Below are 13,845 nucleotides of genomic sequence, written 5' to 3'. Positions count from 1 at the left end.
GAGAAAAGATTCAGCTTTGTCATCTACATGTGCTCTTTATCTATTGATTAGACTTGCAGTATACTTAGCCGCGAAATTAAGGTTATTAAATTAAGGAAAGGTTCACGTGAATCCAATCGTAAAGAGTTTTGAATATGGTCAGCACACAGTCACGCTAGAGACTGGGGTTATTGCACGTCAAGCAGACGCAGCTGTTTTGGCAAGTATGGGCGATACAACAGTATTGGTTACTGTTGTTGGCAAGAAAGCTGAAGAGCCAGGTCGTGACTTTTTCCCGTTAACCGTTAATTACCAGGAAAAAACTTACGCTGCGGGTAAAATCCCTGGTGGATTCTTCAAGCGTGAAGGTCGTCCATCTGAAGGCGAGACCCTCACTGCACGTCTGATTGACCGTCCTATTCGTCCTCTATTCCCTAATGGTTTTAAGAACGAAGTTCAGGTGATCATCACTGTTGTTTCTGTTGATCCAGAAATCAGCCCAGAAGTGATCTCTATGATCGGTACTTCTGCGGCTCTGTCTATCTCAGGCATTCCATTCAACGGTCCACTGGGTTCTGCTCGTGTGGGTTATGTCGATGGCGAGTACATCCTCAACCCAACGGTTTCACAGCTAGAAAACAGCCAACTGGAACTTTCTGTTGCCGGTACTGAAAATGCAGTACTTATGGTTGAGTCTGAAGCCGATGCGCTGCCAGAAGAAGTGATGCTTGGCGCCGTGGTTTACGGTCATGAGCAACAGCAAGTTGTTATCCAGGCGATCAAAGAGCTAAAAGCCGAAGTTAACAAGCCAATGTGGGACTGGACAGCTCCAGTACAAAACGAAGAGCTGGTTGCTAAGGTTAAAGATTTGGCAGAAGCGGGTCTAACCGAAGCTTACCAGATTGTGGTTAAGCAAGATCGTTATGCTCAGGTTGATGTCGTTAAAACGGCGGCTAAAGAAGCATTATTGGCTGAAAACCCAGATGCCGATGCACGCGAAATTGACGGTCTGCTTGGTAGCCTAGAGAAGAAAGTGGTTCGTAGTCGCATCATCGCGGGCAACCCACGTATCGATGGTCGTGAGCCAGACATGGTTCGTGCCCTGAGCGTGATGGCGGGCGTACTGCCACGTACTCACGGTAGTGCTCTGTTCACCCGTGGTGAAACTCAGGCGCTGGTGACTTGTACCTTAGGTACTGAGCGTGACGCACAGAAGATCGACAGCATCATGGGCGAGCAAACCAGCCGCTTCATGCTGCACTACAACTTCCCTCCATACTCAGTGGGTGAAACCGGTATGGTTGGCTCGCCTAAGCGTCGTGAAATCGGTCACGGTAAGCTGGCATGGCGTGGTATCCACGCGGTAATGCCAACGGCTGAAGAGTTCCCATACAGCATCCGCGTAGTATCTGAGATCACCGAATCTAACGGTTCAAGCTCAATGGCGTCTGTGTGTGGTACTTCACTGGCGCTGATGGATGCCGGTGTACCTATCAAGACTTCAGTTGCTGGTATCGCCATGGGTCTGGTTAAAGAAGGCGACGATTTCGTTGTACTTTCTGACATTCTGGGCGACGAAGATCACCTGGGTGACATGGACTTCAAAGTGGCTGGTACCCGTGACGGTGTTACCGCGCTGCAGATGGATATCAAGATCGAAGGTATCACCAAAGAGATCATGCAGATCGCTCTGCAACAAGCCTACGGTGCTCGCGTACACATCCTGAATGTGATGGACCAGGCTATCTCAGGCCACCGCGCCGAGATCTCAGATCACGCGCCGCGTATCACCACTCTGAAGATCAACCCAGAGAAGATCCGTGACGTGATTGGTAAAGGCGGTGCAACTATCCGTGCGCTGACCGAAGAGACTGGCACCACTATCGAGCTGGAAGATGACGGTACCGTTAAGATTGCCTCTGCCAACGGCGATGCGACCAAGGAAGCTATCCGTCGTATCCAGGAGATCACTGCAGAAGTTGAAGTGGGCACTGTCTACAACGGTAAGGTTGTTCGTATCGTTGACTTCGGTGCCTTCGTGACTATCCTGCCGGGTAAAGACGGTCTGGTACACATCTCGCAAATCGCAGAGGAGCGTGTTGCCAACGTCTCTGACTACCTGGAAGTGGGTCAGGAAGTGAAGGTTAAGGTGATGGAAGTCGATCGCCAAGGCCGCGTACGTCTGTCGATGAAAGAAGCTCAGCCGAAAGAAGAAGCGGCAAGCGAATAATCGATAGCGAAAGCGAGTTAAATTTGAAAGGAGACCATTAGGTCTCCTTTTTTATTGGTTTTTTCTCATAGAAGATAGCCGTCACTATTTGGTATTGCTATGATTGAGGCTATTGCAGCGCTGAAAAGGTTAAATGGATGACTCATAAATTACGCTCGGTCTCGTTAGCGGTGATGACCAGCCTAAGTTTGTTACTGACAGGATGTGTATCGACTCAACCGGCGGCGACGGCGGAGCAGGGCAAGTTGATGGTTGCCCCGGTTATGCCCGATTATAAGCTCGAGGTGACCCTCGCCAGATTAAACGACATCTTGGCCTCGGCCGAGTTGACCCCAGAACAGCGTGCACGTTTTCATTATGACCGCGGGGTGATCTACGACAGCGTCGGGCTGCGCATCCTGAGTCGCATCGATTTTCATCAGTCGCTGAAGCTGCAACCTAATCTTGCCGATGCTTACAACTTCATCGGCATCTACTACACCCAGGAAGGGGAGTTCGAGAGCGCCTACGAGGCCTTCGACGCCGTGCTAGAGCTGTCACCCGATTATGACTATGCCTACCTTAATCGCGGAATCGCCCTCTATTATGGGCAGCGCGATGAGCTGGCCGTGGCCGACATGCAGTCTTTCTATCAGGCCAATGAGCAAGATGGCTACCGTGCGCTGTGGCTCTATATCACCGAATCGAAACTCGATGGCGAGCAGGCGATGCAGCATCTCGCCGCCAACAGAGCAAAACTGGATGACTCTCAATGGTCGACCACGCTGGTAGACTTCTATCTGGGTAAGGAGAGCCGCGAGCAGGTGTTTGAGGTGGCCAAGCAGGGGCTGAGCCATCCCAACGAGTATGCCGAGCGCCTGTGCGAAGCCTACTTTTATATCGCCAAGATCGCCGAGAAGCAGGGCAATTACAGTGACGCCGCGAACTACTTCCGCCTGGCCCTGGCGACCAACATCTATGATTTTGTCGAGCACAGGTATGCCAGGGTCGAACTGGCGAAGATAAACGAGCTGATTGCTCAGCCCTAGTGCTTAGTTTAGGTTAGCCAAGCCGAACGATTCTGCAACTCAGCAACCTATCACTATATAAGGCTCGCCATTCTCGGCGGGCCTTTTTACTTAGGTTAGCCGCTCGCCTCAGTTCCGCCGCGCTAAACTAGCCATAGGTCAAGCTTGGCGCTATAATTGCCCGCTTTTAACACTCCATCAAATTCGCAGGTAATCATGTCAGGCTATACAGTTGAAGTCGACAAGCGTCGTACTTTCGCCATCATCTCGCACCCGGATGCGGGTAAAACCACCATCACCGAGAAGGTCTTGTTGTTCGGACAGGCGTTGCAGAAGGCGGGCACGGTAAAGGGTAAGAAGTCGGGACAGCATGCCAAGTCTGACTGGATGGAGATGGAAAAGGATCGTGGTATCTCGATAACCACCTCTGTAATGCAATTCCCTTACCGCGAGGCCTTGGTGAACCTGCTGGATACTCCAGGTCACGAAGACTTCTCGGAAGATACTTATCGTACGCTGACGGCGGTTGACTCTTGCCTTATGGTGATCGACTCGGCAAAGGGTGTTGAGCAACGCACCATCAAGTTGATGGAAGTCACCCGTCTGCGTGATACGCCGATCGTGACCTTCATGAACAAACTTGACCGCGATATTCGTGATCCTATCGAGTTGATGGACGAGGTAGAGAACATACTGAACATCGCCTGTGCGCCAATTACCTGGCCTATCGGCGCCGGTAAAGAGTTCAAAGGCGTGTACCACCTGCTGCGTGATGAGGTGATCCTCTATCAGAACGGCATGGGTCATACCATCCAGGATTCTCGCGTCATCAAGGGCTTGGATAATCCTGAGCTGGATGAGGTGATCGGCAGCTATGCACAAGACCTGCGCGATGAGATGGAGCTGGTGCTGGGTGCCTCTCATGAGTTTGAGCTTGAGGCCTTCCTTAAGGGCGAGCTGACGCCGGTATTCTTCGGTACCGCACTGGGTAACTTCGGTGTCGACCATATTCTCGATGGTATCGTCGAGTGGGCGCCGCGTCCTCAGCCGCGTGAGTCGGATCAGCGTAACGTTGAGCCCGATGAGCCTAAGTTCAGTGGCTTCGTGTTTAAGATCCAGGCAAACATGGATCCTAAGCATAGGGACCGCGTCGCCTTTATGCGTGTCTGTTCAGGCCGCTATGAGCAAGGCATGAAGATGCATCACGTGCGTATCGGTAAAGATGTGAACGTCAGCGATGCGCTTACCTTTATGGCGGGCGATCGTAACCGCGCCGAGGCGGCCTATCCTGGTGACATCATAGGTCTGCATAACCATGGCACCATACGTATCGGCGATACCTTCACCCAAGGCGAGAAGCTACGTTTCACCGGTGTGCCTAACTTCGCACCTGAGATGTTCCGTCGTATCAGGCTGAAAGATCCGCTGAAGCAGAAGCAACTGCTCAAGGGACTGGTACAGCTGTCAGAAGAAGGTGCGGTGCAGGTATTCCGTCCGCTCGACTCTAACGACTTGATTGTAGGCGCCGTGGGTGTGCTGCAGTTTGAAGTGGTTGTGCAGCGTCTCAAGAGCGAATACAAGGTTGAGGCTATCTACGAGGCGATCAGCGTGGCAACGGCGCGCTGGGTTTACAGCAAAGATGCCAAGAAGCTGGAAGAGTTTAAGCGTAAATGCAGCAATAACCTGGCACTCGACGGTGGCGATAACCTTACCTATGTTGCGCCGACCATGGTGAATCTGAATCTGTCGATGGAGCGTTATCCCGATATAGAGTTCGCCAAGACCCGCGAAAACTAATCAAACGAAAAAGCAGCTTAGGCTGCTTTTTTTATGCACAATTTTTGAGCCCTTCAGTATAGTAATACCAATCGTAGTAAATAATTGATCATTCTAGCTTGTTAAAACGTCCGATAACGGCGTTATTATTTTTGATTGTAGAATAACTACTCATCGAAAAATTCTGCCTTGTTCTCGAACGTTTTTCCTTCGCTATTTCTGATCACTCACTTACCGTGATTGGTATAAAGGTGAGCCATAGAAGTGAGGAGTTAAGATGATAGTCAAATGGTGGCGGGCCTACATCGCCTGGTGCGACCGTATGGGCCTCACGCCCGAGAATCAGCGCTGCTGTGCGCCCAAGCTGAGCGATCCCCATTTAGATAAACCAGAGCTAGGTAAACCAGAGTTAGATAAACCAGAGCTGAAGGACTCAAATTTAAGTTCAAGCTCCCAAGAGGCGCAAAAGTCTCGGCAAGCCCTTCAAGAATCTAAAGAATCTCAAGCGCCTCAAGTGTCTAGGGCCAAAGCCGATGATGTCAGCCGCTGATAATCGAGATAGTGACGTCGGCGCTAATCGCCTAACCGTTATCGACAGTCATGTGCATCTGGATTTTGGCGAATTTGATGCTGAGCGTGAGCTGCTTGTCGCGAGACTCAAGGCCAATGGCCTCAAAGATGCGGTGATCCCAGGCGTCAGTGCCTGTCAATGGCCTAAGCTGCAGGCGGTCGCCAGCCGCTACGGATTTCACTACAGTCTCGGGGTGCATCCCTGGTATTGCACGGCAGATTGGCGGCAAGATATTGAAAACTTGTCTAAACTGCTTGATGAGCGAGGCGGTGATCCTAAGCTGGTAGCCATCGGCGAGTGTGGGTTAGATGCCTTACATAAAGCTTCCTGGGGGGATCAGCTTCCCTGTTTCGAGGCGCAACTGCAGTTGGCCCAGCAATACGATTTGCCGGTGATTTTGCATAGCGTCAAGGCCCATAACGAGGTGCTGGCGTTACTCAAACGTTACCCACTAACAAGAGGAGGTGTGATACATGGTTTTTATGGCTCGATGCAGCTGGCTCAGCGATATGTGGATGCGGGGTATTACCTAGGTATTGGGCATCTGTTGCTGGAGGAAAAAGCGAAAAAATTGCAAGAAACCCTTGTCAAGTTACCGTTAGAACATCTGGTGATCGAGACTGATTTAGCCCTGGTTTCCCAGGTGAAAAAGTCGGACTTTGCCGATAAAACCGGCGGATCCAGCTTAATTTTGCATTTGCTAATTGAGAAAATCGCTAAATTGCAAAAAAAATCTAACGTTCTGGTATCAGAACAAGTGTTCCTAAATACACTGCAACTCTTTGACCTCTAGTTTATTTTTGAAAAAACAGATGTTAATCGCACCAAGTTTTTTTTGTAACACCTTGAAATAAAACTTCAAAAACTTGATCAAAACGACGATTTTAACCATTCGGTCGGGTATAATCTGACAGTGAAAAAGGTTGGTTAACAACATAATTAAAAAGTATTAACAATAGGGTGATGGTTAATGGATATTTTAATGAGTTTAGTAGGGGTGGTCGTCCTACTCGCGATAGGTTTTTTGCTTTCTAACAACAAAAAAGCTATCAACATGCGTACCGTATTTGGTGCACTTGCGATTCAGGCATTCTTTGCAGGTTTCGTACTGTACGTACCTATCGGTAAAGACATTCTAAAAAGTGTTTCAGATGGCGTATCTAGCGTTATCGGTTACGCACAAAACGGTATCGGCTTCCTGTTCGGCGATCTGGCTAACTTCAAAGTGGGCTTCATCTTCGCTATCAACGTACTGCCTGTTATCGTCTTCTTCTCATCGCTGATCGCGGTACTTTACTACCTGGGCATCATGCAGTGGATCATCCGTATCATCGGTGGTGGTCTGCAGAAAGCTCTGGGTACTAGCCGTACTGAGTCTATGTCAGCGACTGCTAACATCTTCGTTGGTCAAACTGAAGCGCCACTGGTTGTTCGTCCATTCATCGCGACTATGACTCAATCTGAGCTGTTCGCTATCATGGTGGGTGGTCTAGCCTCTATCGCTGGTTCAGTATTGGCTGGTTACGCGCAGATGGGTGTGCCTATCGAGTACCTAGTTGCTGCATCATTCATGGCTGCACCTGGTGGTCTATTGATGGCTAAGCTAATGCATCCTGAAACAGAGAAAACTGTTAACGAAATGGATGAGCTGCCAGAAGATCCAGACAAGCCAGCTAACGTACTTGACGCTGCTGCTGCCGGTGCTTCATCTGGTATGCACCTAGCTCTGAACGTTGGTGCTATGCTGCTAGCCTTCGTTGGTCTGATTGCGATGATCAACGGTATTATCGGTGGCGTAACTGGTCTGTTCGGTGCGGAAGGTATCACCCTAGAGCTGATCCTTGGTTACATCTTCATGCCACTTGCATTCCTAATCGGTGTGCCTTGGAACGAAGCGCTTATCGCAGGTTCTTTCATCGGTCAGAAGATCGTTGTTAACGAATTCGTTGCTTACCTGAACTTTGCTCCATACCTGAAAGACGTTGCTGACGGTGGTCTGCTAGTTGAAGCGACTAACGCTGTAATGACAGACAGAACTAAGGCAATCATTTCATTCGCTCTGTGTGGTTTCGCGAACCTGTCTTCTATCGCGATTCTACTGGGTGGTCTAGGTGCAATGGCTCCTACCCGTCGTCACGACCTAGCTAAGCTTGGTATCCGTGCGGTGATAGCTGGCTCTCTGGCTAACCTAATGAGTGCAACGCTAGCGGGTCTGTTCCTAGCGTTATAAGTCTCAGGAAATTCCTTGGGGGGATGCCCCTGAACGACGACTCTGCCCTGCAGGGCAGAGTCAGCGTTAACTCAACCATTTTTCAACATGTTAGTAACAAGATGACTATTTATCACTGCTGTTGATGCTTAGTCATGGGTAGATAAACTTCGATCTGGCCGGTGATAAAACACCAATATCAGTGATAAATCAGAAGTTTGTTTTAGTGTTAGAATATTGTGTTCGCATTTTTACATTAATTATATTGTGATTTAATACAATTTGAGTAAAATGCGGCGCCAACAAAGAAAGAAACGCTGACTCGTAAAGAGCAGTAAAACCATAAAATAATGGGGTTGATGATGAAAAACGTTAAAACTTTAGCTTTAGCCGCTACCGCAGTAGCAGCAATGTCTAGCAGTGCTTTTGCAGCAGATCGTTCAGATCTATACGCTACCGACTACAAGTGGATGCAGTTCAACGCTATGTACTCTGTAGACGAGCTACCAAGCTCAGGTGAAAGCGGACACAACTACCTAGAGATGGAATTCGGCGGCCGTAAAGGTATTGTTGATCTATACGGTTATGTTGACGTGTTCAACCTAGGCAACGAAAAAGCTGGCGACAAGGCACAAGGTTCTGGCGCTAGCAAAATGTTCATGAAGTTTAACCCACGCTTCTCTCTAGATGCGATCACTGGTAAAGACCTGTCTTTCGGTCCAGTTCAAGAGCTGTACTTCTCAACTCTGTTCAACTGGGGGGGCGGAGCTATCGGTGAAGACGTAAACGCGACTTTCTGGGGTATCGGTGCTGACGTAAACGTGCCTTGGTTAGGCAAAACCGGCATGAACCTATACGCTCACTACGACCTGAACAAGAAAGAGTGGAACGGTTACCAGTTCTCTGCTAACTGGTTCAAGCCTTTCTACTTCTTCGAAAACAAGAGCTTCCTATCTTTCCAAGGTTATGTTGATTGGCAGTTCGGTGGTGACGAAGATATGGGTAACGAGTTCGTTCCTATGTCTGACAACGGTGGTGCAGCCTTCTTCGGTCTGTACTGGCACTCTGACAAGTATGCACTTGGCTATGGTCTGAAAGGCTACAAAGACGTTTACCTGCTGAAAGATGGCGCTGGTATCGTTGGCCTGGAAACCACTGGTTGGGGTCACTACTTCACCGCAACTTACAAGTTCTAAACTCAGAATTTGTAGGCTTGGGAGCCGCCTGAAGGCGGCTCCTCATCTCTCGCCTAGGTTTGTCATGATTGTTTAACCTAAGTGAGTAATCTTTATCTAAGCATGGACTATATTAATAGAGCTTGTTTACATAAAGGTTAGTAGTTTTACGCGCTAAAAAGGATTTTTCGCGGAAAGGCTGGAACACTACTCTACAAAGTATAATTACTTAGTTCCCCCTTCCCGGTCTTCAAGGATTCAAGTCGTGACCCTTGTGTCAGGATCGCCGCTGGTTTCACCAGGGCATTGAATACCTGAATTAGTAAACTTGTTATGTCGTACCGATAAAACAAATTTACGGCAACGCCTGAAGGCCCGGCCATAAATATAATCAGAAGATGCCAACTCTAGGTGCTGCCATACGTCGATTTCTTGTTTCTGAATTTATAATTTACGTTTCGGAGAGCTAATATGAGTGATTTAAAAAAAGCAGCACAGAAAGCCATTGAGCTGATGGATCTGACGACCCTGAACGATGACGATACCGATCAGAAGGTGATTGAGTTATGTCATAAGGCTAAGACGCCTGCAGGCAACACAGCTGCAATCTGTATCTATCCTCGTTTTATTCCTATCGCTCGTAAGACCCTGAATGAAATGGGTTGTGAAGAGATCAAAATCGCTACAGTCACCAACTTCCCCCATGGTAACGACGATATCGCGATCGCCGTGCTAGAGACGCGTGCCGCCGTTGCCTATGGTGCAGATGAAGTTGACGTAGTATTCCCATACCGTGCCCTGATGGAAGGCAACGAAACCGTAGGCTATGAGCTGGTTAAAGCTTGTAAAGAAGCCTGTGGTGACGACGTTCTGCTGAAGGTGATCATCGAGTCTGGCGTACTGCAAGACCCAGCGCTTATCCGCAAGGCCTCTGAGCTGTCTATCGACGCCGGCGCCGATTTTATCAAGACCTCTACCGGTAAAGTGGAAGTAAACGCTACCTTAGAAGCCGCCGAGATCATGATGACAGTAATCGCCGAGAAGAACCCTAAAGTTGGTTTCAAGCCAGCCGGTGGTGTGCGTGATGCCGCAGCCGCAGAAGAGTTCTTAGGTGTCGCTGAGCGTCTGCTAGGCAAAGGCTGGGCTACTCCACGTACCTTCCGTTTTGGTGCGTCTAGCCTGCTAAACAACCTGCTACACACCCTGGAATTGGCCGAAGCGCCTAAGGGTCCTCAAGGTTACTAAGCGACGCGGTTAGCTTTATTAGTTAAGTGTGATCTAAATCTATTTGATAACGCCAAAACTTGTATATATTGTTCGTAATTAAATTACGGTTTTGGCGTTAAACAAGAGAATTTGTCACTCAAATACGATTTTTTGTGACAAATTTGGAGGCAGTACCATGTTTCTAGCACAAGAGATTATTCGTAAAAAACGTAATGGCGAAGTGTTGTCTACCCAAGAGATCCAATTTTTCGTTCAGGGGATCACCAACAACACAGTTTCTGAAGGCCAAATCGCTGCACTGGGTATGGCGGTCTATTTCAAAGACATGAACATGGATGAACGTATTGCGCTGACGACAGCAATGCGTGACTCTGGCACCGTCCTTAACTGGAAAAACCTCGGCCTCGACGGCCCTATCATCGACAAGCACAGCACCGGCGGTGTGGGCGATGTGATCAGCCTGATGCTTGGCCCCATGGCCGCCGCCTGTGGCGGATATGTGCCCATGATCTCCGGCCGTGGCCTGGGTCATACTGGCGGAACCCTGGATAAGTTCGACGCGATTCCTGGTTACCAGACTGAGCCCGACAGCGACCTGTTCAGAAAAGTCGTTAAAGAAGCCGGTGTCGCCATCATAGGTCAAACTGGAGACCTGGTCCCCGCCGATAAGCGCTTCTATTCTATTCGCGATAATACCGCAACCGTTGAATCCATCTCTCTCATCACAGCTTCTATTCTTTCTAAGAAACTTGCCGCCGGTCTCGATGCATTAGCCATGGACGTTAAGGTGGGCAGTGGCGCCTTCATGCCAACTTATGAAGCCTCTGAAGAGCTGGCTCGCAGCATTACCGCGGTAGCCAATGGTGCCGGTACCAAGACGACAGCCCTGCTGACCGACATGAACCAAGTGCTGGCATCATGTGCCGGTAACGCGGTAGAAGTGAAAGAAGCGGTGGATTTTCTGACCGGTGCATACCGTAATCCACGCTTGTATGAAGTGACTATGGGTCTGTGCGCCGAGATGCTGCAGCTAGGTGGCCTGGCGGCCAGTGAAGCCGAAGCCCGCGAGAAACTCAACCGCGTGCTGGATAACGGTAAGGCTGCCGATATCTTCGGTCGCATGATTTCCGGCCTGGGTGGCCCAGCCGACTTTATCGAAAACTATGCTAAGTATCTGCCACAGTCGCAGATCATTCGTCCTGTATACGCCGACCGTAGCGGTTTCGCGGCCTCTATGGATACCCGTGAGCTAGGCCTTGCGGTAGTAACCCTAGGCGGTGGACGTCGTAAGCCAGGTGATGCCCTAGATTACAGTGTGGGCTTGACCCAAGTCTGTGCGCTGGGCGATGAGATCACCTCAGATAAGCCGATTGCCATGGTACATGCGCAATCTGAAAGCGCCTTCGAAGAAGCGGCGGCAGCCGTGAAGAAAGCGATTCACATTGGCGATGAAGCGCCAGAGAAAACACCAGAGATCTATCGTTACATTCGTCAGTCAGATCTCTAGGAGAGTAAAAGATGAAAAGAACTGTCATTATGATGCTCGACTCTTTCGGGGTCGGTGCAGCAAAAGATGCTGAAGCCTTTGGCGACTCAGGTTCAAACACCTTCGGTCATATTGCTAAGGCATGTGCCGAAGGCAAGGCCAACGATGGTCGTGAAGGCCCGCTTAAGCTACCTAACCTGGCCAAGCTTGGCCTGGCACTGGCCGCTAAAGAGAGCACAGGCAGCTTTGCTGAAGGCTTCGGTGACGATGTCGAAGTGATCGGTGCCTACGGTCATGCCGATGAGCTGAGCTCGGGTAAAGATACCCCGAGCGGTCACTGGGAGATGGCGGGGGTTCCCGTTCTGTATGAGTGGGGCTACTTTAGCGACCTGAAAAACTCTTTCCCTAAAGAGCTGACCGACAAGATCCTTGAGCGTGCCGGTCTGTCAGGCTTCCTGGGTAACTGCCACGCCTCAGGCACGGCGATCCTCGAAGAGCTGGGCGAAGAGCATATGACCTCTGGTCTACCTATCTTCTATACCTCGGCGGACTCTGTGTTCCAGATCGCCTGTCACGAAGAGACATTTGGTCTAGAAAACCTCTACACCTTGTGTCAAATCGCCCGTGAAGAGCTTGAGCCATACAACATCGGCCGCGTTATCGCCCGTCCATTCGTTGGCACAGGCCCAAGCGATTTCGCCCGTACCGGTAACCGTAAAGACTACGCGGTAGAGCCACCATCAAAGACGGTTCTCGATAAGCTGAAAGAGGCCGGTGGTGAAGTGGTTAGCGTGGGTAAGATTGCCGATATTTATGCGCACTGCGGTATCACCAAGAAGGTGAAGGCCACAGGTTTGGAAGCTTTGTTCGATGCGACCCTGGAGCAGGTGAAGCAAGCGGGTGACCGTACTATCGTGTTCACTAACTTCGTCGATTTCGACTCTCATTACGGCCACCGCCGTGACATCGCCGGTTATGCCCGCGCGCTGGAGTACTTCGACAGCCGTCTGCCAGAGATGTTGGCACTGCTGGGTGAAGAGGATCTACTTCTGCTGACCGCAGACCATGGTTGCGACCCAACCTGGCAGGGGACAGACCACACCCGTGAGCGCGTGCCAGTACTTGCCTACGGCGCGGGTCTAGCTCCTGGTTCACTGGGTCGTCGTAACAGCTTCGCCGATATCGGCCAGAGCATTGCGAGCTACTTCGGTCTAGAGCCTATGGAATACGGCGAGTCATTCGTCGCCTAGGCAATAAGGATGACTTAAGGTCATCCTGCTACAATATTATGATTTGGTGGCTTAAATTGGGCCACCGCTACTAGAAAAAGACTTAAGTCTAAAAATAGGGGTTATATAGATGGCTACACCACACATTAATGCAGTCGACGGTGCATTCGCTGATACAGTGTTATTCCCAGGCGACCCGCTACGTGCTAAATACATTGCAGAAACTTTCCTTGAGAACGTTGAGCAAGTCACCGACGTACGTAACATGCTAGGTTTCACAGGTACTTACAAAGGCGTTCGTATCTCTGTGATGGGTTCAGGCATGGGTATCCCTTCTTGCTCTATCTATGCGACTGAGCTGATCAAAGACTACGGCGTGAAAAACCTGATCCGCGTGGGTACTTGTGGTGCGATCAGCACAGACGTTAAAGTACGCGACGTGATCATCGGTATGGGTGCTTGTACCGATTCTCAAGTTAACCGTCTACGTTTCAAGGGCCAAGACTTCGCCGCTATCTGTGACTACAGCCTGTTGAGCGCAGTGGTTAAGGCAGCCGAAGAGAAAGGTACTAAGTACCGCGTTGGTAACGTATTCTCTGCAGACCTGTTCTACACGCCAGATCCAGAAATGTTCGACGTGATGGAAAAGATGGACGTGCTAGGCGTTGAGATGGAAGCCGCTGGTCTATACGGCGTTGCTAAAGAGTTTGGTGCTAAGGCGCTATGTGTGGTGACAGTATCTGACCATATCCGTACCGGTGAGAAGACCTCTTCTGACGAGCGTCAAACTACCTTCAACGAAATGATCGAAATGACACTGGAAGCGGCAATTACTCTGTAATTATCACGCGAGTGTTTAATAAAAACGGGCCACTTGGCCCGTTTTTTTGTGTCTGTTTCAAGGGTTCTCTGGCCAAGTTTTTCTCCGACCAGGGCTTTACTCTGATCAAGGCTTT

The 13,845-nt window shown here is 49.8% G+C and carries 11 protein-coding genes; all 11 read left to right on the top strand.

Annotated elements, in window-relative coordinates; genetic code table 11:
* Positions 1-106: 106 nt before the first annotated feature.
* The 11 genes from pnp to deoD all read left to right on the top strand — a co-directional run bounded on the left by pnp (position 107) and on the right by deoD (position 13,730).
* Positions 107-2,209: a polyribonucleotide nucleotidyltransferase gene (gene pnp / locus K0I63_RS14595; RefSeq protein ID WP_011866619.1), complete on the top strand. Its 2,103-nt coding sequence runs from the start codon at positions 107-109 to the stop codon at positions 2,207-2,209.
* A 137-nt stretch (positions 2,210-2,346) separates the two neighbouring features.
* On the top strand, positions 2,347-3,237 hold the full coding sequence (gene nlpI / locus K0I63_RS14590; RefSeq protein ID WP_011866618.1) for a lipoprotein NlpI: 891 nt from the start codon (positions 2,347-2,349) through the stop codon (positions 3,235-3,237).
* 195 nt (positions 3,238-3,432) lie between these two features.
* Entirely contained in the window at positions 3,433-5,013 is a 1,581-nt protein-coding gene (prfC, locus tag K0I63_RS14585) for a peptide chain release factor 3 (RefSeq protein ID WP_220081503.1), read from the top strand.
* Positions 5,014-5,269: 256 nt separating this feature from the next.
* Positions 5,270-5,542: a DUF5363 family protein gene (locus K0I63_RS14580; protein WP_220083508.1), complete on the top strand. Its 273-nt coding sequence runs from the start codon at positions 5,270-5,272 to the stop codon at positions 5,540-5,542.
* A complete protein-coding gene (locus K0I63_RS14575) occupies positions 5,526-6,356 on the top strand; it encodes a TatD family hydrolase (RefSeq protein WP_258406886.1) in 831 nt (276 codons plus the stop codon). Before K0I63_RS14580 ends, K0I63_RS14575 begins: the two co-directional genes overlap by 17 nt.
* Before the next feature lie 177 nt (positions 6,357-6,533).
* Entirely contained in the window at positions 6,534-7,793 is a 1,260-nt protein-coding gene (locus tag K0I63_RS14570) for a NupC/NupG family nucleoside CNT transporter (RefSeq protein ID WP_011866614.1), read from the top strand.
* 341 nt (positions 7,794-8,134) lie between these two features.
* Positions 8,135-8,968 carry a nucleoside-specific channel-forming Tsx family protein gene (locus K0I63_RS14565; protein ID WP_011866613.1) on the top strand — a complete coding sequence of 278 codons (834 nt, stop codon included), beginning with the start codon at positions 8,135-8,137 and terminating at the stop codon, positions 8,966-8,968.
* A 450-nt stretch (positions 8,969-9,418) separates the two neighbouring features.
* Entirely contained in the window at positions 9,419-10,192 is a 774-nt protein-coding gene (gene deoC, locus K0I63_RS14560) for a deoxyribose-phosphate aldolase (RefSeq protein ID WP_011866612.1), read from the top strand.
* 157 nt (positions 10,193-10,349) lie between these two features.
* The gene (gene deoA, locus K0I63_RS14555) at positions 10,350-11,681 is read left to right on the top strand and encodes a thymidine phosphorylase (protein ID WP_220081502.1); all 1,332 of its coding nucleotides are present in this window, start codon (positions 10,350-10,352) and stop codon (positions 11,679-11,681) included.
* 11 nt (positions 11,682-11,692) lie between these two features.
* On the top strand, positions 11,693-12,910 hold the full coding sequence (locus K0I63_RS14550) for a phosphopentomutase (protein WP_220081501.1): 1,218 nt from the start codon (positions 11,693-11,695) through the stop codon (positions 12,908-12,910).
* A gap of 109 nt (positions 12,911-13,019) precedes the next feature.
* Complete coding sequence (deoD, locus tag K0I63_RS14545; protein WP_011866609.1) at positions 13,020-13,730, top strand: purine-nucleoside phosphorylase; 711 nt, start codon at positions 13,020-13,022, stop codon at positions 13,728-13,730.
* Positions 13,731-13,845: the final 115 nt, after the last annotated feature.

This window comes from Shewanella rhizosphaerae, from assembly GCF_019457655.1.
Lineage (GTDB): Bacteria > Pseudomonadota > Gammaproteobacteria > Enterobacterales > Shewanellaceae > Shewanella > Shewanella loihica.
The sequence above is the reverse complement of the archived record's forward strand: the minus strand, read 5'-3'. Positions and strand labels throughout refer to the sequence as shown.

What these genes read in the sequence shown, in the direction of transcription:
- K0I63_RS14570 (WP_011866614.1), top strand. Translation starts at nt 6,534, where the DNA reads ATGGATATTTTAATGAGTTTAGTAGGGGTGGTCGTCCTACTCGCGATA.
- K0I63_RS14565 (WP_011866613.1), top strand. Translation starts at nt 8,135, where the DNA reads ATGAAAAACGTTAAAACTTTAGCTTTAGCCGCTACCGCAGTAGCAGCA.
- deoC (WP_011866612.1), top strand. Translation starts at nt 9,419, where the DNA reads ATGAGTGATTTAAAAAAAGCAGCACAGAAAGCCATTGAGCTGATGGAT.
- K0I63_RS14580 (WP_220083508.1), top strand. Translation starts at nt 5,270, where the DNA reads ATGATAGTCAAATGGTGGCGGGCCTACATCGCCTGGTGCGACCGTATG.
- deoD (WP_011866609.1), top strand. Translation starts at nt 13,020, where the DNA reads ATGGCTACACCACACATTAATGCAGTCGACGGTGCATTCGCTGATACA.
- K0I63_RS14550 (WP_220081501.1), top strand. Translation starts at nt 11,693, where the DNA reads ATGAAAAGAACTGTCATTATGATGCTCGACTCTTTCGGGGTCGGTGCA.
- nlpI (WP_011866618.1), top strand. Translation starts at nt 2,347, where the DNA reads ATGACTCATAAATTACGCTCGGTCTCGTTAGCGGTGATGACCAGCCTA.
- deoA (WP_220081502.1), top strand. Translation starts at nt 10,350, where the DNA reads ATGTTTCTAGCACAAGAGATTATTCGTAAAAAACGTAATGGCGAAGTG.
- K0I63_RS14575 (WP_258406886.1), top strand. Translation starts at nt 5,526, where the DNA reads ATGATGTCAGCCGCTGATAATCGAGATAGTGACGTCGGCGCTAATCGC.
- prfC (WP_220081503.1), top strand. Translation starts at nt 3,433, where the DNA reads ATGTCAGGCTATACAGTTGAAGTCGACAAGCGTCGTACTTTCGCCATC.